At 61.4% G+C, this 20,705-nt stretch carries 24 protein-coding genes and 1 tRNA gene; 9 read left to right on the top strand and 16 right to left on the bottom strand.

Features of this window, described 5'->3' with window-relative positions; all coding sequences use genetic code 11:
• Positions 1-57 precede the first annotated feature (57 nt).
• A protein-coding gene (locus tag ACYQ1P_RS03285) for an IS630 family transposase (protein ID WP_460018340.1) occupies positions 58-1,003 on the top strand; the annotation gives its coding sequence in 2 pieces (ribosomal slippage) (positions 58-396 and positions 398-1,003; 945 coding nt in all).
• A 172-nt stretch (positions 1,004-1,175) separates the two neighbouring features.
• On the opposite strand, the gene ACYQ1P_RS03280 is transcribed toward ACYQ1P_RS03285, so the two are convergent.
• The 4 genes from ACYQ1P_RS03280 to ACYQ1P_RS03265 all read right to left on the bottom strand — a co-directional run bounded on the left by ACYQ1P_RS03280 (position 1,176) and on the right by ACYQ1P_RS03265 (position 3,752).
• Entirely contained in the window at positions 1,176-1,421 is a 246-nt protein-coding gene (locus ACYQ1P_RS03280; RefSeq protein WP_460018950.1) for a hypothetical protein, read from the bottom strand.
• A gap of 58 nt (positions 1,422-1,479) precedes the next feature.
• Positions 1,480-2,007 (bottom strand): NUDIX hydrolase, encoded by a 528-nt coding sequence (locus ACYQ1P_RS03275; RefSeq protein ID WP_460018949.1) that lies wholly within the window; start codon positions 2,005-2,007, stop codon positions 1,480-1,482.
• A 46-nt stretch (positions 2,008-2,053) separates the two neighbouring features.
• Positions 2,054-2,461, bottom strand: a complete 408-nt coding sequence (locus tag ACYQ1P_RS03270; protein ID WP_460018948.1) for a bacteriohemerythrin — start codon at positions 2,459-2,461, stop codon at positions 2,054-2,056.
• 97 nt (positions 2,462-2,558) lie between these two features.
• Positions 2,559-3,752, bottom strand: coding sequence for a phosphoglycerate kinase (locus ACYQ1P_RS03265; RefSeq protein ID WP_460018947.1), 1,194 nt, complete (start codon positions 3,750-3,752; stop codon positions 2,559-2,561).
• 194 nt (positions 3,753-3,946) lie between these two features.
• Here ACYQ1P_RS03265 and ACYQ1P_RS03260 point away from each other — a divergent pair, with 194 nt between their 5' ends.
• The 4 genes from ACYQ1P_RS03260 to ACYQ1P_RS03245 all read left to right on the top strand — a co-directional run bounded on the left by ACYQ1P_RS03260 (position 3,947) and on the right by ACYQ1P_RS03245 (position 7,921).
• Positions 3,947-4,873 carry a TIGR00341 family protein gene (locus ACYQ1P_RS03260; protein ID WP_460018946.1) on the top strand — a complete coding sequence of 309 codons (927 nt, stop codon included), beginning with the start codon at positions 3,947-3,949 and terminating at the stop codon, positions 4,871-4,873.
• A 268-nt stretch (positions 4,874-5,141) separates the two neighbouring features.
• Positions 5,142-6,404: a multiheme c-type cytochrome gene (locus ACYQ1P_RS03255; RefSeq protein ID WP_460018945.1), complete on the top strand. Its 1,263-nt coding sequence runs from the start codon at positions 5,142-5,144 to the stop codon at positions 6,402-6,404.
• Positions 6,405-6,438: 34 nt separating this feature from the next.
• Positions 6,439-7,098: a hypothetical protein gene (locus tag ACYQ1P_RS03250; RefSeq protein WP_460018944.1), complete on the top strand. Its 660-nt coding sequence runs from the start codon at positions 6,439-6,441 to the stop codon at positions 7,096-7,098.
• Positions 7,088-7,921: a formate dehydrogenase subunit gamma gene (locus ACYQ1P_RS03245; RefSeq protein ID WP_460018943.1), complete on the top strand. Its 834-nt coding sequence runs from the start codon at positions 7,088-7,090 to the stop codon at positions 7,919-7,921. Before ACYQ1P_RS03250 ends, ACYQ1P_RS03245 begins: the two co-directional genes overlap by 11 nt.
• Here the strand turns inward: ACYQ1P_RS03245 and ACYQ1P_RS03240 are convergent, their stop codons facing one another.
• Positions 7,922-9,022: a ligand-gated ion channel gene (locus ACYQ1P_RS03240; protein WP_460018942.1), complete on the bottom strand. Its 1,101-nt coding sequence runs from the start codon at positions 9,020-9,022 to the stop codon at positions 7,922-7,924.
• A gap of 46 nt (positions 9,023-9,068) precedes the next feature.
• On the opposite strand from ACYQ1P_RS03240, the gene ACYQ1P_RS03235 reads away from it, so the two are divergent.
• Complete coding sequence (locus tag ACYQ1P_RS03235) at positions 9,069-9,659, top strand: hypothetical protein (protein WP_460018941.1); 591 nt, start codon at positions 9,069-9,071, stop codon at positions 9,657-9,659.
• On the opposite strand, the gene ACYQ1P_RS03230 is transcribed toward ACYQ1P_RS03235, so the two are convergent.
• The 4 genes from ACYQ1P_RS03230 to ACYQ1P_RS03215 form a co-directional block, all read right to left on the bottom strand.
• A complete protein-coding gene (locus ACYQ1P_RS03230; RefSeq protein WP_460018940.1) occupies positions 9,616-10,311 on the bottom strand; it encodes a phosphatase PAP2 family protein in 696 nt (231 codons plus the stop codon). The genes ACYQ1P_RS03235 and ACYQ1P_RS03230 overlap by 44 nt on opposite strands.
• On the bottom strand, positions 10,311-11,747 hold the full coding sequence (locus ACYQ1P_RS03225; protein WP_460018939.1) for an ArnT family glycosyltransferase: 1,437 nt from the start codon (positions 11,745-11,747) through the stop codon (positions 10,311-10,313). The genes ACYQ1P_RS03230 and ACYQ1P_RS03225 overlap by 1 nt, the downstream gene beginning before the upstream one ends.
• A 189-nt stretch (positions 11,748-11,936) precedes the next feature.
• Positions 11,937-12,485 carry a hypothetical protein gene (locus ACYQ1P_RS03220; RefSeq protein WP_460018938.1) on the bottom strand — a complete coding sequence of 183 codons (549 nt, stop codon included), beginning with the start codon at positions 12,483-12,485 and terminating at the stop codon, positions 11,937-11,939.
• A gap of 24 nt (positions 12,486-12,509) precedes the next feature.
• Positions 12,510-13,067, bottom strand: a complete 558-nt coding sequence (locus ACYQ1P_RS03215; RefSeq protein WP_460018937.1) for a hypothetical protein — start codon at positions 13,065-13,067, stop codon at positions 12,510-12,512.
• A gap of 149 nt (positions 13,068-13,216) precedes the next feature.
• Here ACYQ1P_RS03215 and cimA point away from each other — a divergent pair, with 149 nt between their 5' ends.
• Complete coding sequence (gene cimA / locus ACYQ1P_RS03210) at positions 13,217-14,809, top strand: citramalate synthase (protein ID WP_460018936.1); 1,593 nt, start codon at positions 13,217-13,219, stop codon at positions 14,807-14,809.
• Complete coding sequence (locus tag ACYQ1P_RS03205; RefSeq protein WP_460018935.1) at positions 14,796-15,557, top strand: RNA methyltransferase; 762 nt, start codon at positions 14,796-14,798, stop codon at positions 15,555-15,557. Before cimA ends, ACYQ1P_RS03205 begins: the two co-directional genes overlap by 14 nt.
• On the opposite strand, the gene ACYQ1P_RS03200 is transcribed toward ACYQ1P_RS03205, so the two are convergent.
• Genes ACYQ1P_RS03200 through ACYQ1P_RS03185 form a run of 4 tightly spaced genes read right to left on the bottom strand, consistent with a single transcriptional unit; the run spans position 15,554 to position 17,679 of the window.
• Positions 15,554-16,036, bottom strand: a complete 483-nt coding sequence (locus tag ACYQ1P_RS03200; RefSeq protein WP_460018934.1) for a hypothetical protein — start codon at positions 16,034-16,036, stop codon at positions 15,554-15,556. The two genes, ACYQ1P_RS03205 and ACYQ1P_RS03200, sit on opposite strands and share 4 nt — an antisense overlap.
• Positions 16,033-16,599: a demethoxyubiquinone hydroxylase family protein gene (locus tag ACYQ1P_RS03195; RefSeq protein ID WP_460018933.1), complete on the bottom strand. Its 567-nt coding sequence runs from the start codon at positions 16,597-16,599 to the stop codon at positions 16,033-16,035. Before ACYQ1P_RS03195 ends, ACYQ1P_RS03200 begins: the two co-directional genes overlap by 4 nt.
• Positions 16,596-17,090, bottom strand: coding sequence for a disulfide bond formation protein B (locus ACYQ1P_RS03190; RefSeq protein ID WP_460018932.1), 495 nt, complete (start codon positions 17,088-17,090; stop codon positions 16,596-16,598). Before ACYQ1P_RS03190 ends, ACYQ1P_RS03195 begins: the two co-directional genes overlap by 4 nt.
• A gap of 7 nt (positions 17,091-17,097) precedes the next feature.
• Complete coding sequence (locus tag ACYQ1P_RS03185) at positions 17,098-17,679, bottom strand: YqaA family protein (protein WP_460018931.1); 582 nt, start codon at positions 17,677-17,679, stop codon at positions 17,098-17,100.
• Between the two features lie 128 nt (positions 17,680-17,807).
• On the opposite strand from ACYQ1P_RS03185, the gene ACYQ1P_RS03180 reads away from it, so the two are divergent.
• Positions 17,808-17,894, top strand: a tRNA-Leu gene (locus ACYQ1P_RS03180).
• Between the two features lie 81 nt (positions 17,895-17,975).
• Here the strand turns inward: ACYQ1P_RS03180 and ACYQ1P_RS03175 are convergent.
• The 3 genes from ACYQ1P_RS03175 to ACYQ1P_RS03165 all read right to left on the bottom strand — a co-directional run bounded on the left by ACYQ1P_RS03175 (position 17,976) and on the right by ACYQ1P_RS03165 (position 20,667).
• The gene (locus ACYQ1P_RS03175) at positions 17,976-18,980 is read right to left on the bottom strand and encodes a diguanylate cyclase domain-containing protein (protein WP_460018930.1); all 1,005 of its coding nucleotides are present in this window, start codon (positions 18,978-18,980) and stop codon (positions 17,976-17,978) included.
• A gap of 167 nt (positions 18,981-19,147) precedes the next feature.
• Positions 19,148-20,277, bottom strand: a protein-coding gene (locus tag ACYQ1P_RS03170; protein ID WP_460018929.1) for an IS3 family transposase whose coding sequence is annotated in 2 segments (ribosomal slippage) — positions 19,148-20,016 and positions 20,016-20,277 — 1,131 coding nt in all. Because the reading frame shifts where the segments join, the coding sequence is not laid out codon by codon here.
• A 33-nt stretch (positions 20,278-20,310) separates the two neighbouring features.
• On the bottom strand, positions 20,311-20,667 hold the full coding sequence (locus tag ACYQ1P_RS03165) for a DUF4118 domain-containing protein (RefSeq protein WP_460018928.1): 357 nt from the start codon (positions 20,665-20,667) through the stop codon (positions 20,311-20,313).
• Positions 20,668-20,705 lie beyond the last annotated feature (38 nt).

Genomic DNA, 20,705 nt, shown 5'->3' with positions numbered 1-20,705 from the left:
TCCCAAAGTCTCGCAATTCTGATTCAACATACTGGCTGGAAAAGGAGGCCAGTATGGATGACGAAACCCTATTCGAACGATCTCCGCGAGCGTGTGGTCGCCGCCGTTGAGGAAGGCGGCCTCTCTCGGCACCAAGCTGCGGCGCGGTTTGCCGTTGGTGTCAGTTCGGTCATCCGCTGGGTGACCCGTTTCCGCGAGACGGGCAGTGTTGCGCCCGACAAGATGGGAGGGAACCGGCCGAAGACAATCCGAGGAGAACACCGTGATTGGCTTATCCAGCGGTGCAAGGAGAAGGACTTCACGTTGCGTGGGTTGGTGGCGGAACTGGCCGAGCGCAAGGTGATGGTCGACTACCGCAGCGTCTGGGAATTCGTGCATGCCGAAAAACTGAGTTTCAAAAAAAAGCGTCCTTCCCAGGGAACAGGATCGGCCCGACGTGGCGCGTAAGCGTGAACAGTGGAAGGCGTATCAGGACCGGGTGGCCATTGATCGCCTAGTCTTCATCGACGAAACCTGGACCAAGACCAACATGGCGCCGCTCCGGGGATGGGCGCCGGTCGGCCAAAGGCTCGACGCCAAGGTGCCGTATGGCCACTGGAAAACCATGACCTTCCTCGCCGCGCTCCGCCACGACCGCATTGAGGCGCCCTGGGTTCTCGACGGGCCGATCAATGGCGAACGCTTCCGGGTCTATGTCGAGAAGGTGCTCATCCCCACCCTCAAGCCCGGCGATATCGTGGTCATGGACAATCTCGGCAGCCACAAGGGCGAAGCCATCCGCCGCCTCATCCGAGGCGCGGGTGCCAAGCTGTTCTTCCTGCCGAAATACTCCCCCGACCTGAACCCCATCGAGCAGGTCTTTGCCAAACTCAAGCATCTGCTGCGCAAGGAGGCCGCGCGCACCGTCGATGCGCTCTGCGAGGCCATCGGAAGGCTACTCGATGCCTTCCCGCCGCAGGAATGCGCCAACCTCGTCAGAAACGCCGGATATGGACCAACCTAAATTCATCCCGCTCTAATAGACCGCATAAACAAGGGACAGATGAACTTCAACAGGCTCATGCTTCGACAGGCTCATGCTTCGCCAGGCTCAGCATGAGGTGTTTATTCATATTCCTCATCCTGAGCTTGTCGAAGGATGGATCGCCGCAAATCACGACCTGTAAAGCAAAGCGCTAAACCAACAGGTTCAGGTAATAGCCGCGCGGCACGTCGGAGCGCAGGGCTTCGCCGGAGGAGAGGACCCTGTCCAGGCGCATGAACGCATAGCGTTCCTGTTCGGTGGTTTCCTGGGACAGGGTGCGAGCCCGGTTTTCCACGTCGCGGGCGGCCTGATAGCCGCGCGGGCGGGTCCCCGCGGCGGCCTTCGCCGAATCCAGGTCGCGAAGGGCGTTATCAAGGCTTTTTGTGACCGGGTCCATGGAGCCAGATTATCCCTGGGCGGTTAACAGAACATCAACAATGGTAGCAGCAAACGGCCTAGTTGGCGACCGTGAATTCCGGTGGCCCGGGCGGCTTGCGGGAGAGTTCCAAGGCCCACTGGACGCTGGGAAAGGCCAGATCGTTCCACGGAATGTCGGCCCAGTCGAACAGCCCCACCTCGGCGCTCTCCGGCCCCGCCGCACAGGCGGCGGAAACCATGCGGGCGCGATAGATCATGTAGACCTGGCCGATGCGGGGGATTTCGTAAATGCCGAGCAGGCCGTCCATATGGATCTTCGCCCGCGCCTCCTCCCACACCTCGCGCGCCGCCCCTTCGGCCATGGTCTCGTTCATTTCCATGAACCCGGCGGGCATGGTCCAGAACCCCAGGCGGGGCTCGATAGCCCGGCGGCACAGCAGCAGCCTGTCACCCCAGGTACAGACCGCGCCGACGATGACTTTCGGATTCTGATACTGAATGAAGCCGCAATCGGGACAGACCAGCCGTTCCCGGTCGTCCCCTTCCGGGACCGCCGCGACAAAGGGCGTGCCACGACGCCCATAGGGAATGGAGGACCAAGTCATGGGTCCAGTGTGACAAAAGCGGCAGGTCTCCGGCAAGCGGAGAATGTCAGTACGGCGTCTGGAGCCGCCACATGGCCGCGCGATACTGGAAGTCATGGGTTTTGACGTGGCGGAACAGCCAGCTTTCCAGCCATTCCCTCATGCCGTCGTCGGACTTGAAGACCGGGTCGAGCATGATCTTGTCCCACAAAGCGTCCATCTGGCTTGCCAGGTCCTGGTGATGGCGTTTGTGGTCCTCCAGATCCTCAAAGGCGGCCTGAAGCATCATGTCTTCTTCCTCGCCGAAGTGGAAGTAGACGAATTTCTGCAGGTCGCGGAAGCGGTCGTGAATTTCCCCGATGCCCAGGGACTCGTCCACTGCCGCGATGAAAGCGTTGATCATCTGGATGATCTGTTTGTGCTCGTCATCGAGTTTCTCGATGCCGACACTGAGATCATTGGTCCATTCAATCATCTCAATCCCTTCGGGTTCCACGGCAACGGGGCGCAGGTTTCCCTACGCCCCGGCAACAGTGCCATGCCTCATGGCACGGGTAAAGTGCTCCGTCGCGTCAGGCGCGCACCACCTCGACGCCCGGCAACTGCTTGCCTTCCAGCCACTCCAGGAACGCCCCGCCAGCGGTGGAGACATAGGAGAAGTCGTCCTTCACCCCGGCATGTTCCAGCGCCGCCACGGTATCGCCGCCCCCGGCCACCGACAACAGCTTGCCGGCCTTGGTCAGTTCGGCGGCCTGTTGGGCCAGGGCCACGGTGGCCTTGTCGAAGGGCGCGATCTCGAAGGCCCCGAGCGGTCCATTCCAGACCACGGTCTTGCATTCGGCCAGCTTGGCGCTCAATTCGGCGACCGACTTGGCCCCCGCATCAAGGATCATGCTGTCGGCGGGCACCTTGTTGATATCCACCGTCTCGTTGGCGGCATTGGCGGCGAATTCCTTGGCCACCACCGCGTCGATGGGCAGCAGCACCGTGCAGCCCGCTTCGGCGGCCATGGCCAGCATTTCACGGGCGGTTTCCGCCAGATCGTGCTCGCACAGGGACTTGCCGACATTGATGCCCTGGGCATTGAGGAAGGTATTGGCCATCCCACCGCCGATGATCAGCACGTCCACCCGCTTGGACAGGTTGCCCAGCACTTCCAGCTTGGTGGAGATCTTGGCCCCGCCGACCACGGCGGCCACCGGGCGCTGCGGCTTGTCGAGGGCGTTGGACAGGGCTTCCAGTTCCGCCTGCATCAGCCGACCGGCGGCGGCGGGCAGCTTGCGGGCCAGACCTTCGGTGGAGGCATGGGCGCGGTGGGCGGTGGAGAAGGCGTCGTTCACATAAACGTCGGCCAGTTCGGCCAACTGGGCGATGAAGGCCGGATCGTTCTTTTCCTCGCCCTTGTAGAATCGCAGGTTCTCCAGCATGCAGATGTCGCCGTCTTTCATGGCGTTGATGACTGACTTGGCGGCATCGCCGACACAGTCGCTGGCAAACGGCACGTCCCGTCCCATGGCCTTGGCCAGGGCATCGGCCACCGGCTTCATGGTGAAGTCAAGATTGCGCTCGCCCTTGGGGCGACCCAGGTGGCTGGTGACGATGACCCGCCCCCCTTTGTCACAAAGCTCTTTCAGTGTCGCGACGGTGCGGTCGATGCGGGTGGTATTGGTGACCACGCCGTCTTTCATCGGCACGTTCAAATCGGCGCGCACGAAAACCCGCTTGCCGGCCACGTCCAGTGTATCAATGGTCTTGAAGGTACTCATGATCTACTCCTCCCCCTCTATCGGATGCTTGGTTGTCTGAAGTTATGCTAATATACGACCGGAAAGGCAAGCCTTCGCGCGTCGCCTGAAAAGACCTGGGGATAAACAAGGCATTGCCTGGAAAGATTTACGAAATCATCGCCAACCGCCAATGCGAATCTCTCCTGAATGGGATTGGGGCGCACGAGTCGGTGATGGATTTTACAACGGGTTCCGACCAAGCGGACGGACGCTATTCGGCCCGGATCGTGGTCGGGGAAAAGGGGCGGCAGGAAGTTCTCGACCTATTGCAATCGGCGCTTTCGGGGACGGATGACTGGCGCATCATAATTCTTCCCGTCGAGGCGATCCTGCCTCTTCCCACGGAAGAGGAGGCGGAAAAGGCCGCCCGCGAGCGCAAAAAGGAAAAGGTCGGATCAAGCGGTGCCACCCGGGAGGAACTGTATCAGGTGGTGTCCAAGGGGGCTTCGGCGGATACGATCTTCCTCATATTGGTTTTTCTTTCGACAATCGTCGCCGCCATCGGCCTGCTCGGGGACGATGTAGCGGTGGTGATCGGGGCCATGGTCATCGCGCCGCTGCTCGGCCCCAATCTGGCGCTTTCGTTTTCCATTGCCATCGGCGACGCGGAACTGTTCTGGCGCTCCATCCGGGCCAACGCCGTTGGCTTGGTGCTCTGTCTGGGGATCAGTATCGCCATGGGCGCGACCATCCCCCTGGATTTGGGCAGCGCCCAGTTAATGGCCCGAACCGGCGTTGAAATCGACGGTGTGGTGCTCGCCCTGGCCTCCGGGGCGGCGGCGGCGCTGTCCCTGACCAGCGGTCTGTCGGCGACTCTCGTCGGGGTCATGGTGGCGGTGGCCCTGTTGCCCCCGACGGCCACCTTCGGGCTGATGGCCGGTGATGGACGCTGGGATCTGGCGCTCGGCGCGGCGACCCTGTTGGCGGTCAACATCGTTTGTGTGAATCTGGCGGCCCAGTTGGTGTTCTTCGTACGCGGCATTCGGCCGCGCATCTGGTTCGAGGTGCATCGGGCCAAACGGGCCTTGCGCCTGACCGTGACCGTCTGGCTGGCCCTGTTGGCGACTCTGGTGGCGGTGATCCTGCTGCGATCCTCCTGAAGCCAAACGATCCGGCTCTGGTCAAAAAGTGGAACCGGTTGTCGAAATATATACATGCGCAAATTACTCATGTACTCTCGATAGACTTAAATAAATTACCAAATAAATACATCATGAAAATGCTCTGACATTAATGCATTATTATAATATAACCTATTTAAGCTATATAATTTCCAAAATAAATTAAGCTAAACAATTCAAAAGCAATAAAAAATATTCTATACTCCCTAAATAAAATTCAAGTAGGCAACATTTCAGGGAGGCGTACATGAGGGGGCATCTTTTTGCTGCGCTCGGCGGCATCATTCTGGCGTTGGGGGGGATCACCCTGGCTTCGGGCGTTCAGGCACAAGAACTCGACGCCAAGAAGCTGTTGGCGCAACCCAAGACCTATATCGGCACCGAGGTCTGCAAGACCTGCCATCTGGAGCATTACGATGCCTGGAAGAAGACGCTGCACAGCAAGATGCTGCAAGATGTCAAGGCGAACGCCGACGCTTTTGTGACGACGTTGGACGAAACCGTCATCCGGGCCGATCTGGCAAAAATCGAGGATAAGCTTAAAGTTCCATCGGCGGAAATGTATGTGCCGAAAATGGAAGATGTTCACTACACCATCGGTTCTCAATGGAAGCAGCGTTACCTCGTGAAAAAGGATGGTGACTATTACATTGCCCCGACCCAGTTCAACATCGACTCCGGCACCTGGGTGAATTACGAGGAAGCCGATTGGGACAAACGGCCCTGGCTGTTGAAATGTGGTGGCTGTCATGCCACCGGCGTCGATCTGGAGAAAAAGACATTCAATGAACCTGGCGTGGGCTGCGAGGCCTGCCATGGTCCGGGGTCGCATCATGCCGCCCTGCCGGTCACCGAAACCTTCGAAAAACGCGCCACCATCGTCAATCCGGCCAAGCTGACCGGCGGCGTGGCAACGCAAATTTGCGGGTCCTGTCACAACCGGGGCAAGGCGACCCAGCACAAAGGGGCCGGATGGCCGGTCGGATTCCTGCCCGGCAAGGCACTGGAAAGCTACTATCAATCCATCCAGACTGGCGACAAGCACCTGTATTCCAATGAGTTCTCCAAGGGGCATCACCAGCAATACATCGACTGGACCAAGTCGCGCCATGCGGCCAGCAACATTGATTGCGTGGACTGCCATGTGGTCCACGAACTGGGCAACCCGACGTTCAGCGGCAAGACCAAGGTCCAGGGCGACCAATTGTGCCTGTCCTGCCATGAGCAGACGTCACAAGTCGGCGCGCACTCGGTCCATTCGTTCGGCAACTGCACCAACTGCCATATGCCGCGCATCGCCAAGAGTGCCGAGTCCGGCGATATCCGCAGCCATGTGTTCCAGGCCATCCTGCCGAAGATGACCCTCGAAATCGGCATTCCCAACTCCTGCCAGACCTGCCACCACCACAAGGACGCGGACCCGGCGGAATTGCAGAAGCAATGGGATGATCTGACAGCTCGGAAGTCCGCCGCTTCAGGGGTGAAAATGGACGGCATGGGTTCCAACTGACGGCCCCTCTGACCTGAAAGAAGGAGAGATCGTCATGGTCCTACGCCTTATTCTCTGGGCGATGGCAGCGGGGCTTTGGATGGCCCTCCCGGCGGCGGCGCAAATGGCGCCGACCACCGGGGCCGAACTGGCCGGGTCCAATAGCGGATTCTACCGCGACCAGGATACCCTGCCCGGGTCCTACCGCCTCTATCAGCAGCAGCCGAAGAAACTCGACTGGCTGTGGGGTGGCGGCCCCTATCAAAAAGGCGTCCGCCGGTCGTCGTTCAAGGCCGACGCCCATCAGGATGTGGCGGATTACAGTCCGCGCAGCCTGTGCACCGATTGTCATCGCGACTACTTCCGCGACATGCACATGACCCGCATGGGAATCACCTGTGTGCAGTGCCATCGCGACAGTCCCATCGCCGGGGTGAATCATTACTACTCGGCGATGAATCCGATCCGCCGCCATGCCTATGTCTGCGCCAAGTGTCACGAAGGGGCGAGCCCGTCGTTCGCCTCCTATGTGGTGCACGAACCCAATCCCCTGGCCGGGACGACGCGGGAAGACTTTCCTCTGCTTTATTACGCCACCTGGGTGATGGTCCTGTTGGCGGGCGGTGTGTTCGCCTTCTTCATCCCCTATGTGGCCCTTTGGGGGCTGCGGGAACTGCTCGACAAACTACGGGGGAGGGCCGGTCATGGCAGCTAATCAACGGCGGCTGAAACGCTTCTCGGCGGGACAACGTCTGTGGCATTTCGCCCTGATCATCCTGTTTCTCACCATGGGGGTGACCGGGCTGGCCTGGATGTTCATCGAGACCGCCTGGGGCCGCTCGCTGGCCGCCCCGTTTGGCGGCTGGCAGGGGGTGTTGTACTGGCACCGCATCGCCGGGCTGATTTTCCTGTTCGGCTTTGTCTCGCACATTCTCTATCTGTTGACCCGCGTCGATTGGTCGCGCTTTCCGGGCTCGTTGTTCGGCCCCGAGACCATCGTCTATCAATGGGTCGATGTGAAAGGCTTCGTCCAACATTTCCTGTGGATTTTCGGGCTGGCCGAGGCCCCCCGGTTCGATCGCTGGAGCTGGTGGGAGAAGTTCGATTATTGGGCCGTCTGGTGGGGCTTGATCATCGTCGGCGTCACCGGGTTGATGCTCTACGACCCGGTGCTGTCCAGCGACTTCATGCCCGGCTGGTTGCTCAATGTGGCCCTGTGGGTCCATCGCATCGAGGCGGTGCTCGCCATGGGCCATATTTTCACCGTCCACTTCTATGTGGAACACTTCCGGCCCACGGCCCTGCCCTTCAATGCCGCCATGTTCGACGGCACCATGGATCTCGACCATGCCCGTGAAGAGCATCCGGAATGGGTCGCCCGGTTGGAACGCGAAGGGCGGCTTGAGGCGGCGATGGTTCCCGAACCGCCGGTGCCGTTGCGTATCCTCTACTTCATGGGCGGATATGCGATCATCGCCCTGGGGCTGTTCCTGCTGGTCTTCGCCCTGCTCAACGTGGGGGCGCTGACCTTGCTGTAGTCACTCGAAGAACAGGCCGGTCAGCAGCACCAGACCGGAAATGAAGATCACAGGCATCACCACCTTGGCCCGGTCGTCCAGCGACCGGGCCTTTTCCAGGCGCAGGTCCGTGTGCAACCGACCGATAAGCACATTCACGCCGAGGGTCGCCGTCACCATGGTGAAGGCCCACAGGGTCACCGCATCCAGATAGCTCAACCCTCCCGGGCGGGGCAGGGCGGGTTCGGAAAGCAGGCGCAGGGCGAGCACGGCCAGCATCCAGCTTATGGACATCAGGTGACGACGGCCCGTCTCGCCGCCCATCCAGAAGACCAGCCAGGACCCCCCGACGACGATCAGCAACGGCAGCACGATCCGCACCAGGGCCGAGGTGGGATCGCGCTGCATGCGCAGGGAAAACACCAGCCGGGAAAACAGGGCCGGGTCGCGCACTTCGCGCACCAGATCCGGACGGCTCAACAGGTCATCCAGCCGCCAGTCGGCGGGGGGCGCGGTGACCGCCACGCCGCTGCGCGCCGGGTCCGGGTTCAGGGTCAGCACAACCGCCGGCCAGGCAAAGGATTCCAGGGCGATTTTCAGGTTCTGCCGGTCGAACGGATAGTGCAGCAGGTCGAATCGAACGTCGGTGCTCACCGCCAGCCGTTCGCGGCTCTCCAAAGTGCCATCCGGATGCACCACCACTTCCAGATTGAGTCGTCGCGGCGATTCCACGGCTCCGAGAAATGCCAGATCCGGCGACCAGCGGGCGCGCAGGAACTGTTCTGCCCGCTCCCGGTCGAGGACCTGCGGCGTCATGTCCACCGAGGCCAGTCGGGGATCGCACCAGACTTCGGTGATCAGAACATCAAGATCCAGATTTTGCCGTTGCCCTTCCGGCACCGTCAGGCGATGCAGGAACAGCCCCACATCGACCACCACCGGCGTACCTTCCTCGCTCGGTGGGGCCAGGGGATCGTTGAAAGCCATTTCACTGAGCAGGCGCAGCCCGCTCTCGCGGCAGGAAGCCGGGGTGTCGGGCGGAGTCAGCGCCTGGGCCGCGCTCCCGGCCAGCAGCAGGAACGTCACCAACAGACCGAAAAAGCGCACAACAAGATGGCTCATGATTTCATCCTAGCACCGCTCGTGATGTGCGGCTAGGATCGCCCGCATGTTCAACACCCTGTTCCATCATCCCCTTTCGCGGTTGCTGCTCGGCGCGCTGGCGGTCTGGCTGCTGTGCGCCGCCTTCGTGGACCCGGGCCTGATGGCCCAGGCCCGGGATTTCAACAGCCCTCCGGTGCGACAGGCTCTGGGGATGGCGGCGCTGCTCGGTCTGCCGTTGCCCTGGGTCGGGCTGGGGGTCCTGTGGGGCCTTTTCCGGCGTGGAGCGGTCGGGGCGCGGGTGCTGTTCGTGCTGTTGGTCTGGGCAGCCACCACCTTGATGATGAACCTGTTGTCCATCGTCGTCGGGTACTATCAACCCCGCGCCGCCATCGAAGCCTTGATCGGCGCCGGGGCGACCGATCGGGCTGCCGACCTGCCCTTGCTGAGTCAGAACGCGGAGGGCCTGTGGGGCCTGCTGGCTGCCGCGTTGGTGGTCGCGCCCGCCTCCTGGCGGTCCCCGTTGCTGATGGTCGGCGGGGTCACGTCGCTGTTGCGGGTATTCGCCGGGGAGGTCTATCTGGGGGATGCCGTGCTGGCCGCCGGGATCGCCATCATGATGGCGGCGTTGTTGCGGCGCTGGGTGCCGAACGCTTGATCATCACCGCATAAAGCACCAGCACCACCAGCACCGTGAACAGGCTGGCGAACACCGCGTCGGTGAAGAAATGCTTGCCTTGCATCACCCGCGCCGCAGCGGCGAACAGGCCGACTCCGGTGGCGATACCGATCCACATTGGTCGCCGCCGTCGGGCCAGCAGAGCCAGCGCCAGGGCATTGAAGGCAAAGGCCGCGTCTCCGGCGACGGTGGAACAGTTCTTCTGGCATTGATGGGCCAGGGTCAGCGGTGGGCTGTAGGTGGCCTGACCGCCGAATTCCGCCAGATCCTTGGGCCGGGCCCGCCCGGAATGATCCTTGAGCAGCACATTGGCCAGCAGCCCGGCGCTTAAAACCAGACTGACCAGCACGAACAGATAGCCGCGCGGCGGCAGGCCGAGCAGCGTCCGCCGCCCCATCCAGCCCCGGATGCCGTCGAGCACGAACAGGACCATCACTACCACCAGGATCTTGCGCAGATCCTGATCAATGAATTCCCCCAGCGGCGTGTTCTGCCAGGGAAAGGCATTGCGCGCCGTCTCATAGATCGCCCGCGCAATCCACAGATCAATGTTGGGCAGCAGATGAAACAGCTCCGCCAGGACGGCGGTGAGGATCAACAGAACAATGGTGGTTCGGGTCAGGCTCGACATCAGAACTTCCGCAAATCTTCCAACAGATACCAAGTGAACGCCCGGACTGTCCCCGAGGTCAAAGGGATTTCCATCTCGCCGGTCGCCGCGATCCGGCGGGCCAGCGGCGGAATGGAGGTGTCCTCGCCCTTCTCTGTTAGGTAAAACACCCGCCCGCCCAGGTCCGGGGTCAGCGGCAGGGTCAGTTCGTAATGATTATGGATCGCCGCATCGCCCGGCCACATGCGTAGCGGGGCCGGGGAATCGGGCAGATAATACAGCAGTTGGCCGATCAGCAACCGGTCATGGACGAGGATCGCCGTGGGATGGAGCGGGCGGCTCACAGCGGCGACCCGCGCCCCCACCTCGGCCCAGCCGCGCAGCTTGTCCAAGGGGTCCTTTTTCAAGGGCAGGGCCACGGCCCCGGAGAAAACCACCAAAATTGCCAACACGCCCAAGCCATGTAAGGCAGTGGACAGGCTCAGCCAGCGCGGCCCGACCCGCAGCAGCCAGGCGGTGACCAACGGTGTCGCCGCCACATAGGCGGTGGCCGCCCAGTTGGCATGGGAGCGTGAGGCGAAGGCTTGCGCCGTCACCAGCAGCAGCACCGGCAGCGAGAAAAACAGCAGCCGTCTGTCAGCCTCGCTCAAGGGATCGCGCCGCCAACGCCCCAGTCGGATGAGCAACGCCCCGAGCAGAATCGGCCCGAACACCCCGAACTGCGCGCCGACGAATTCCAGCCCCTTGCCCGGATGGCTAAAGGCCTGGGTCCAGTTGGCGTTGGAGGCGGTGTGACCGGCGGTGACCCAGTGATGATCCATGTTCCACAGCAGATTGGGCAATAGACAAAGCCCGGCGATCAGCAGCACCTCAAGCAGCCGCAGGGAGCGCAACAGCCCGCGCTGGGAGGGCGTGAAGACCAGATAAAGCCCCAGCCCGAGCAGAAAATAGACCATGGCGTACTTGCTCATCAGCCCCAGCCCGATGGCCAGTCCCAGCAGCACCGCCCAAGGCCGCCCCCGGGTCGCCAGCAGTCGGTCCAGGGCGAGCAGGGCCAGCGCCCAGAAAAACAGCAACGGCACATCGGTGGATATGAGCGCCGAAGAGAAACTCACGGCGGGCAGGGTGGCATAAACCATCGCTGTCCAGAAGGCCGCCCGCCGGTCATAGAGGGACGCAGCGACCCCGTAGAGCAGCAATGCCGTTGCCCCATGCAGCAGCGGCGCGCCCAGCCGCACGAAGGCCTCGCCCTTGCCCAGCGCCGAAGTGGCGGCGATGAGCCAGCCGATCATCGGCGGTTTGGAGAAATAGCCCCAGTCGGGGGTGGTGGACCAGAACCAGTACTGCGCTTCGTCCCCGTGCAAATTGAGATCGCTCAGGAACAGCCCGGCGATCCGCGCCACCGTGAGGGCGGCAACAATGGCAACGGCCAGGGGAAAGGACAGGGGCAGGCGCATGGCTCCGAGGCTTGCGACAGGCGGCCCCGATTGTCAACCTCTGTCGGAAATTGACAGGCGACATAAAAGCGTCGTTTGGGGCCACTCATCCTTCGAGGTGCGTTTCACGCGCACCTCAGGATGAGGAGATTCAAAGGGTGCGAACATCGTGAGCCTGGAAGGGTAGGGAAATCGACTTCAGTCACCTCATTACAGGGCACTCGGGGCGAACATTTCGCGCAGGGTGAGGCTCAGCATCTTTTTCAGGTTCTGGTCGTCCGGGCCGGTGACGCCGCGCGCCTTGCCGCTGACCACGATGCGGGGTTGCTCGTCGGAACAATAGATGGTGTAGGCATGAACCTCGCCGTTGCTGCCCAGACCGCCGAGCGCTTCGGGGATCTGCCCATTGCAGATCCGCAACGGGGTTAAATCGGCGGGGGCACCGAAAATCACCACGAGGCGCTGCCCCGGTTGGGCCGCCTGTGCCTTGTCGGTGGTGAAGCGGACCCCGGCTAATTGAGGGACACCTTTCTTGAATGCCCCAATGACCGTTTCTTCCAGAATGGCGAGGTCGCCTCCGAACGGGTTGCCGTGCAGGTCGATCCAGAACGGCCCACGGGATGTGGCGTACTGAAAAAAGGAGAAATTGTCACCGCCCAAGCGGTATTCCACCACAGTCTGAAAGGGCGCTTCTTCGCAGGCGGCGGTGGCCAGGGCGGCCAGCCCGCCCAGGGCGGCGGCAATTTTCTTGAAAAGCATCGGACAGTCCTTATGTTGGCAGAATCAGCTTGTGACGAGAGTGGGCTTACATTTGTTGTCCTGAATATATAACGCCTCCGAGCGATCGGTCGGGGTCGGGGAGACTCCCATAATGGCATCAATATCCGCCTGATCCATGACGGTCTCGCTGCCATGGATGATGCCGTTGGCCACATCGGCCAATTGATGCAACAGCTCGACCAGGGTCGTCACCCGGGTTCGAATCCGCTCCGGGTCCCGGGTTTGCAACACCTCCCGGAATTGATCCAGGCAGGTCAGCACCACATGGTCCAACTGCTGGATGGTGATTTCGAAGCGCTCCCGGTAGCGGACTGGTACATGCGCATAGGCCTGGATGGCTAATTCCCGGTCGGAGAAATGGCTGTCCTGAAAATGCTCGGTATAGCTTTTGGGGCTCCAATTGCTGGCATCGTCGAGCAGATCCGGCATGTCGGGAATCATCTCCAACAACATGATGATCTCGTTGAAGTGATTCATGTAGTCGGTCGCCAACAGGGTTTGGGGACTGATGTTGGTCCCTTCCACCCGGGCGCGCCAGATTTGGTAGTCGTTGTCGCCCACGCCGAAGATGCCTCCTGACCGGCGGAAGATGGAAAAGCAACCATATCCGCTTGAAAAGCACAGGCCAAGGCGTTTTGCGCCCGATGAGGCTTGAGTCGCCCTGCCGGATTGGGCATTCTCCCGCTCACGCCGAGAAAGGGACCGGAAAAATGAGTGATAAACGGGTCTATCTGTACGACTGCACCCTGCGCGACGGGGCGCAGACCCAGGGGGTTGATTTCAGTGCCGCCGACAAGGTGGCCATTGCCCAGGATCTGGACCGCCTGGGCGTTGACTATGTGGAAGGCGGCTGGCCGGGGGCCAATCCCACCGATGACGCCTTTTTCGCCGATTTGCCCCCGCTGCATCACGCCCGTTTCAGCGCCTTCGGCATGACCCGTCGTCCGGGGCGTTCGGTGGAAAACGATCCCGGCTTGCAGGCGGTGCTCAACGCCCATACCCCGACGTCCTGTCTGGTCGGCAAGACCTGGGATTTTCATGTGGAAGTGGCGCTGGGTATCAGCCAACAGGAAAATGTCAGCCTGATCGCCGATTCCATCCGCCATGCGGCAGGACGCAAGGAAGAGGCCCTGTTTGATGCTGAGCATTTCTTCGACGGCTACAAGGACAATCCCGCCTTCGCCCTGGAGTGCCTGAAGGCAGCCTATGAAAACGGGGCACGCTGGATCGTCCTGTGCGATACCAACGGTGGCAGTCTGCCGCACGAGGTCGAAGAGATCGTGACGGCGGTCGCCCAGCATATTCCGGGCAGCCATCTGGGCATCCATTGCCACAACGACACCGGCAACGCGGTGGCCAACAGTCTGGCTGCCGTGCGGGCCGGGGCGCGTCAGGTCCAGGGCACCCTGAACGGACTGGGGGAACGCTGCGGCAATGCCAACCTAGTGTCGATCATTCCGTCGCTGATGCTGAAGATGGGTTACGAGACCGGCATCGGCCCCAACCAGTTGACCCAGCTCACCCATGTTTCCCGCGCCCTGGAAGAGCGGCTGAACCGGCAACCCCAGCGCGGCGCGCCCTATGTGGGTGAGAGCGCCTTCGCCCACAAGGGCGGCCTGCATGTGTCGGCGGTGGAGAAGGACCCCCGGTCCTATGAGCATGTGGTGCCGGAACTGGTCGGCAATCGCCGCCATATCGTCATTTCCGATCAGGCCGGACGCTCCAACATCCTGTCCCGGTTCCGCGATCTGGGGATCCATCTGGATGACAGCAACGACAACGTGCGCAAGCTGCTCGAAGAAGTTAAGGCGCGGGAATTCGATGGCTATGCCTACGATGGCGCCGAGGCCAGCTTCGAATTATTGGCTCACCAGGCTATGGGCGGGGTGCCCGATTATTTCCGCTGCAACAGTTTCCGGGTCATCGACGAACGACGCTGGAACGCGCGCGGCGAACTGATCACCCTGTCCGAGGCCACGGTAAAGCTGGAGGCCAAGGGGGAACCCTACATGTCGGTGGCCGAGGGCAACGGCCCGATCAACGCCCTCGATGCCGCCCTGCGCAAGGTATTGACGCCGATCTATCCGGTGCTCGCCGATATCCAGTTGGTGGACTACAAGGTGCGCATCCTGACCCCGCAGGCGGGGACCGGCGCGGTCACCCGGGTGATGATCGAAAGCACCGATGCCCTACGCGAGAGCTGGACCACCGTCGGGGTCTCGACCAACATCATCGACGCCTCCTACAACGCGCTGCGCGACGCCATCATCTACAAGCTGTTCCAGAGCCATGGCGGGGACTGACGCGACCAAGGACCCGGCGCTTTCCGACGGCCCGGTGATCATTCTCGTCGAGCCGCAACTGGGGGAGAATATCGGCATGGTCGCCCGCGCCATGCTCAATTGCGGGCTGACCCAAATGCGCTTGGTCAATCCGCGTGACGGCTGGCCCAATGAGCAGGCGATCAATCCGTCGTCGGGGGCGACCATCGTGCTCGACCGGGCAGAAGTTTTCGACAGCACCGAGGCGGCGATTGCCGATCTCAACCGGGTCTATGCCACCACCGCCCGCCCGCGCGGCATGATCAAGGATGTGGTGACGGCCCGCCATGCCGCCGCCGAGATGCGCACCCTCATCGGTCAGGGCGACCGCTGCGGCCTGTTGTTCGGACGCGAATCCAAGGGCCTGACCAACGAGGACGTGGTGCTCGCCGACGCCATCTTGCAGGTGCCGCTAAACCCCGCCTTCACCTCGTTGAACCTGGCCCAGGCGGTGTTGCTGGCGGCCTATGAATGGTATCAGTCCGGCGATCTCAGTCCAGACAGCGAGTTGGTCCTGCACAAGACCCGTCCGGCCGACAAGAAAGATTTGCAGGGCCTGTTCGAACATCTGGAGGGGGAACTTGTGACCTGCGGCTTCCTCTATCCGCCGGAAAAGGCCCCGGCGATGATCCGCAATCTGCGCAATCTTTTTCAACGCGCCCGGTTGACCGAACAGGAAGTCCGCTCCCTGCGCGGCGTCGTAGCCTGTCTGCGCCACCCGAAGATTTAGTTCCGGGGCGTCTCAGCCAACCCCTTGATGGCGCCGCTGCGGAAGGCGCGTAATTCGCGGATTTCCGCCGCCAGGGCGTCGTCGATGGCGACCTGACAGTCGGCCAGGAAATATTCCATTTTGCGCGAGTCTTTGGCCAGTGGGGTCTTTTTCATGGCCTCCAGCATGGAATCGAAGCGCGACACGCCGACCATGAAGGTCTTGACGTTATGGGCCAATCCCCCGGCCACATCCTCCAGGTACAGGGTCTCGAACCCCGAGCCGATCATGTAGAGAATCTTGTTTTCCAGCTTGCCGGCGCGGTCGCCCTGAAACAGGAAGTCGTCCGCCTCGGCATAGATGTCCCGCGCCGTGATGACCGCCGCCAGACAGTTCATGGGCGAGGTATCGAGGGTCAGTTCGATCTTGCGCGGTTCCGCCGCCCCGCCCGGGAGGGACCATAGGGCCAATAGGAAGACGGCCAGCAGCAGGCGTCTCATATCCGGGTACTCAGCCAGATGGCCAGCCGCGAGCCGTTCTTGATGACCGAACTCAGCAGTTCATAACCCGGGGTCTGTTCGGCCCCGTGGCTGAGGCCGATGTCGCGATGTTCCAACTCTTCCTGGCGGAAGGTTTCAAAGGTCTGGCTCAGGTCCGGTTCTTCCTGCTCCAGGTCGCGGATCTGTTCGGCATAATGTTCGTCGATGACCTCTTCCACCGCCACGGTGCAGGCCATGGCGGCCCGTTCGCCGAGCAGCGCCGTACCGGCCCCGAGGGCGAATCCGGCCACATGCCACAACGGGGTGAGCAGGGTCGGGCGCACCCGGCGCGTGCTGACCATGCGTTCGAAGGTCTCCAGGTGCTGTTGTTCCTGGGCCAGCATGTGACGCACGGTATCGGCCTTGTCGGAGGACTTGCCGAGCACCGCCAACTGGCCCTGGTAAATGCGCACGGCCCCGTATTCGCCCGCATGATCGACCCGCAACATGCGGGCGATTCGCTCACGACCGGTCGCGTCGCCGGGAATCCGTTTGGGGCGCAGGGGTTGTTCGGAAAGGGTCAATGTCGTCTCTCCCGTCGGAAAGCCTGGATACCGTACAGAGTCGCCCCCGCCAGCAGCAGCGACCAGACCACATTATAAAGGGTGATCGAGATGCCGAAAATGGCCCAGGTGATTTCATCACAGCGTTTCAGCGGGGTGGCCATCAGTTGCGCCTGGAGATCCTGCATCGACAGCCCCGTATGAATCTCGCCGGTGCAGCCCTCCGTCCCGGCCCACCAATGCTGTTCGACGCCCACGTGATAACCGGCAATTCCGGCGCCGACCATAAACGCCAGGGCGGCCAGATAGAGCGGAGCCGATGCCCAGCCCCCATGCAAGCGCAGGGCGATCAGCGCCAGCACCCCGGCCACGGCAAAGGGAATGCGCTGATACAGACACAAAATACAGGGCTGGAGATCGAACAGATATTGCGCCCCATAGGCGAAGGCCAGGGAACCGACGGACACCAGCAGCACGAACAGCGCCACGGTGGAAGATCTGAGAATGATCATGGGTTCCTCATATGATGTATTTCGCCACCACGAAGCCGCCCACCAGTCCGATGACGAAAATCGCAAAGACCAGCCCCAGTCGCCGTTCGATGAAGTCGCGGACCGGCGGCCCGAACTGCCACAGCAGGGCGGCGACCACAAAGAACCGCAGTCCGCGCGCCGCCACCGAAGCGACGCTGAAAATAGTCGGATCGAGCTGCGTCACCCCCGACAGGATGGTGATGACCTTATAGGGAAATGGCGTCACTCCGGCGATGAATACCGCCCAGGCGCCCCATTCGTTGTACTTGGCCTGGAAGATAGCGAACTTGTCCGCATAGCCGTACAGCTCCAGCACCGGACGCCCGACCTGTTCGAACAGGAAAAAGCCGATGCCGTAGCCGAACATGCCGCCGATGACCGAGGCGATGGTGCAGACCAGGGCATAGCGCCAGGCCCGTTCGCGGGCTGCCAACACCATGGGAATCAGCAGAATATCCGGCGGAATGGGAAACACCGAACTTTCGACAAAGGAAATCAGGGCCAGGGCCAGCAGCGCGTGCTTGTGAGCCGCCAGGCCCATGGTCCAGTCATACATCCGTTGCAGCACGGGAGCGTCCTTTTATCGACCTCGGTGGAGGACTTGGTGTAGCAGCCTGCACGAAGCGACACAAGCACCCCCAGGAAGCTATTGACCGCCGCTCATCCTTGTCTATGATCGGCGCCCTGAAGTCACGGGCCCCTGTGGCGGAATTGGTAGACGCGATAGACTCAAAATCTGTTGTCCTTACGGGCGTGCCGGTTCGAGTCCGGCTGGGGGCACCAAGGCTTTCAATGGAAAAGGCGGGCTGTATAGGGCACCCGCCTTTCCTGTTTTTTGAGGCGACGGTCCGTCACGGCGAGCGCCTAACCATGATGATGATCCATCTGTGTATCGGCATGGAACCGATAAGTCCCCTTTCCGGCGGCTTTGGCGGCATACATGGCGGCATCGGCCCTTTTCATCAATTCCGCCGCGCTGTCGGCATCGGTGGGAAAAAGCGCCATGCCCATGGAGGCCCCGACCTGGACGGTCTGGCCCCGCAAGGTCAGGGGCTGGGAGATGTCGGCGATGATCTCGTTCGCCAGATGCGCGCATTGTTCCGCGCTCTTGAGGTCTTCCATCAGAACGACGAACTCGTCACCCCCCAGGCGGGCCACGGTATCGGCTCCGCGCCGCAGCCTGCCCTGAATGCGTTCGGCCACCGCCTTCAAAAGCAAATCGCCGATGTCGTGCCCCAGGGAATCGTTCACCGCCTTGAAACCGTCCAGATCAATGAAACAGACCGACAGGCGGATTCCGTCGCGGCGCGAACGATCCACCGCATGTTCGAGGCGCTCCTGGAACAACACCCGGTTGGGCAACCCGGTCAAGGCGTCATGAAAGGCCAGATAGCGGATGCGCTCGTCTTTGCTGCGGGCCTCGGTGATATCGTGGAATACGGAAACGAAGCTGATCGGTTTGCCATTTCTTCCCGGGACGGCATTGATGAGCATCCATTGGAGATAGGATTCCCCGCCCTTGCGTCGGTTCCAGATCTCCCCTTCCCAGTGGTGCTCCTGGTGCAGTTTGTTCCACATGTCGCCATAAAATTTACCTTCGTGAAGATTGGACCGCAGGACGCTCGGCAGCCGACCGACCACCTCCTCCGCCGCATATCCGGTAATGCGGGTGAAGGCCGGATTGACGGACTTAATGGTGCCATTGGGTTCGGTGATCATCACGCCTTCGGCCGAATTGTGAAAGACGCTGGCCGCAAGACGCAGTTCCTCTTTCACATGCTTAAATCTCTGATAGTAGCGGTGCATGGCTTCGACGGCCGAACAAACCAGGACGGCGTCGATGAGAAACACCACGTTGGATATCACCATGTGGCGGGAAAACTCAAAGGTGAAAGAGCTGGCCGGGATTGTTCAGACAGTTTTTGGCGTTGGATAAGTGGAGCCTCTGCCGGTTGCCGTGTTGTATCGCCGATGCGGGGCCTCACGCAGGGAGGGCGTAGCCCGACTGGAGTGGGGCCCCGCATCGGCAGTGAACGTCATGCTGCCACCGCCTGGGGCTGGTTGTCAAAGTAGATCCTATCCGGCGGCACCCGACCGAGGCTCGAATGTGGCCTCTTGCCATTGTAGAAGTCAAAATAGCGGCCGAGCGAGGTCCGCGCCTCGCCAACGCTGTCGTAGGCCCGAAGATAGACCTCCTCGTACTTCACCGAGCGCCACAGCCGTTCGACAAAGACGTTATCCCGCCAAGCTCCTTTGCCATCCATGCTGAGGGCGATGCCGTTGTCCAGCAGCAGGCCGGTGAATGGGGCACTGGTGAACTGGCTGCCTTGGTCGGTGTTGAAGATCTCCGGCTTGCCATACTTGGCCAGCGCGTCTTCGACCGCTTCCAGACAGAAATCCACGGTCATGGTGATCGACACCCGCCAAGACAGAACCCGGCGGCTGCACCAGTCGAGCACCACACAGAGATAGACGAACCCCCGCGCCATGGGGATGTAGGTAATGTCCATCGCCCATACCTGATTGGGACGCAGGATGGGTAGGCCGCGCAGCAGGTACGGATAGATCTTGTGTCCCGCTGCTGGTTTTGACGTGTTTGGTCGCCGGTACAAGGCCTCGATCCCCATGCGCCGCATCAGCGTGATGACATGATCGCGGCCGATCTCAACGCCCTCGTTGCGCAGGAAATCGCGCAGCATCCGGCTGCCTGCGAACGGAAAGTCCAGGTGCAATGCGTCGATCCGACGCATGATGGCCAGATCGGCGGCAGACACCGGTCGGGGCTGGTAATAGAGGCTGGCGCGACTAAGCCGCAGCACCTCCGCCTGCCGTTTCAGCGGCAGGGCATGGTCACGGTCGATCATCGCTTTACGCTCAACATGCCGGCCTTGTCGAGCGCACCGGCCAAAAAATCATTCTCCAACGTCAATTGGCCGATCTTGGCATGCAACTCCTTCAGATCAACCGGCACCGTCGCCTGGGATCGGCTCGCGCCGAAAACCCCCGATGCCCCCTCCAGCAATTGCCCTCGCCAGGTCGTGATCTGGTTCGGATGCACATCAAACTGCTGCGCCAACTCGGCCAGCGTCTTGTCTCCCTTGATCGCCGCCAAAGCCACCTTCGCCTTGAAAGCCGCTGTGTGGTTCCGCCGTGTACGCTTCGTCATGGTTCCTCCCGATCAACGGCATCATCGCCGCTCTCAGGCAGAAAATCCACTTAACCCCCTGTCTGAATTTCCCAGGCCACCTCTGAAGGCCTGATAGGGCGGCCAGAATATATAGGTCGCCAGAACTATGCCGATAAGGGCCGCGAACAGGCCGGGCCACAGGCCACCGACCACCGCCGCAAGGGCGACCGCCGGAAAAAAGGTCACGTACTGAATGCCGCCCTCAATCGGCGCGATGAGCATGCGAGCCGCAAGGGCCACCGCCATGAGCACGGACACGAAAATGTATTGGCGGGTTGAATTGCGGTCCCTGGGTATGAACCCGGACAGCCAGCCGAAAATATCGGTTGTCCATAACACAGAGAACTGATTATTGTTATTTTTTTCCATTCGGCCAATCTCGTCCATGGCTCCGCAGGATACCATAT

The organism is Magnetospira thiophila (genome assembly GCF_054657015.1).
The sequence above is the reverse complement of the archived record's forward strand: the minus strand, read 5'-3'. Positions and strand labels throughout refer to the sequence as shown.

Excerpts from the sequence above, each read along its gene's own strand:
- ACYQ1P_RS03190 (WP_460018932.1), bottom strand. The coding sequence starts at position 17,090 with ATGATCATTCTCAGATCTTCCACCGTGGCGCTGTTCGTGCTGCTGGTG.
- ACYQ1P_RS03270 (WP_460018948.1), bottom strand. The coding sequence starts at position 2,461 with ATGATTGAATGGACCAATGATCTCAGTGTCGGCATCGAGAAACTCGAT.
- ACYQ1P_RS03200 (WP_460018934.1), bottom strand. The coding sequence starts at position 16,036 with ATGAGACGCCTGCTGCTGGCCGTCTTCCTATTGGCCCTATGGTCCCTC.
- ACYQ1P_RS03245 (WP_460018943.1), top strand. The coding sequence starts at position 7,088 with ATGGCAGCTAATCAACGGCGGCTGAAACGCTTCTCGGCGGGACAACGT.
- ACYQ1P_RS03260 (WP_460018946.1), top strand. The coding sequence starts at position 3,947 with ATGGATTTTACAACGGGTTCCGACCAAGCGGACGGACGCTATTCGGCC.
- ACYQ1P_RS03265 (WP_460018947.1), bottom strand. The coding sequence starts at position 3,752 with ATGAGTACCTTCAAGACCATTGATACACTGGACGTGGCCGGCAAGCGG.
- ACYQ1P_RS03275 (WP_460018949.1), bottom strand. The coding sequence starts at position 2,007 with ATGACTTGGTCCTCCATTCCCTATGGGCGTCGTGGCACGCCCTTTGTC.
- ACYQ1P_RS03280 (WP_460018950.1), bottom strand. The coding sequence starts at position 1,421 with ATGGACCCGGTCACAAAAAGCCTTGATAACGCCCTTCGCGACCTGGAT.
- ACYQ1P_RS03240 (WP_460018942.1), bottom strand. The coding sequence starts at position 9,022 with ATGAGCCATCTTGTTGTGCGCTTTTTCGGTCTGTTGGTGACGTTCCTG.
- ACYQ1P_RS03165 (WP_460018928.1), bottom strand. The coding sequence starts at position 20,667 with ATGGAAAAAAATAACAATAATCAGTTCTCTGTGTTATGGACAACCGAT.
- ACYQ1P_RS03230 (WP_460018940.1), bottom strand. The coding sequence starts at position 10,311 with ATGTCGAGCCTGACCCGAACCACCATTGTTCTGTTGATCCTCACCGCC.
- ACYQ1P_RS03250 (WP_460018944.1), top strand. The coding sequence starts at position 6,439 with ATGGTCCTACGCCTTATTCTCTGGGCGATGGCAGCGGGGCTTTGGATG.
- cimA (WP_460018936.1), top strand. The coding sequence starts at position 13,217 with ATGAGTGATAAACGGGTCTATCTGTACGACTGCACCCTGCGCGACGGG.
- ACYQ1P_RS03205 (WP_460018935.1), top strand. The coding sequence starts at position 14,796 with ATGGCGGGGACTGACGCGACCAAGGACCCGGCGCTTTCCGACGGCCCG.
- ACYQ1P_RS03175 (WP_460018930.1), bottom strand. The coding sequence starts at position 18,980 with ATGGTGATATCCAACGTGGTGTTTCTCATCGACGCCGTCCTGGTTTGT.
- ACYQ1P_RS03235 (WP_460018941.1), top strand. The coding sequence starts at position 9,069 with ATGTTCAACACCCTGTTCCATCATCCCCTTTCGCGGTTGCTGCTCGGC.
- ACYQ1P_RS03255 (WP_460018945.1), top strand. The coding sequence starts at position 5,142 with ATGAGGGGGCATCTTTTTGCTGCGCTCGGCGGCATCATTCTGGCGTTG.
- ACYQ1P_RS03220 (WP_460018938.1), bottom strand. The coding sequence starts at position 12,485 with ATGCTTTTCAAGAAAATTGCCGCCGCCCTGGGCGGGCTGGCCGCCCTG.
- ACYQ1P_RS03225 (WP_460018939.1), bottom strand. The coding sequence starts at position 11,747 with ATGCGCCTGCCCCTGTCCTTTCCCCTGGCCGTTGCCATTGTTGCCGCC.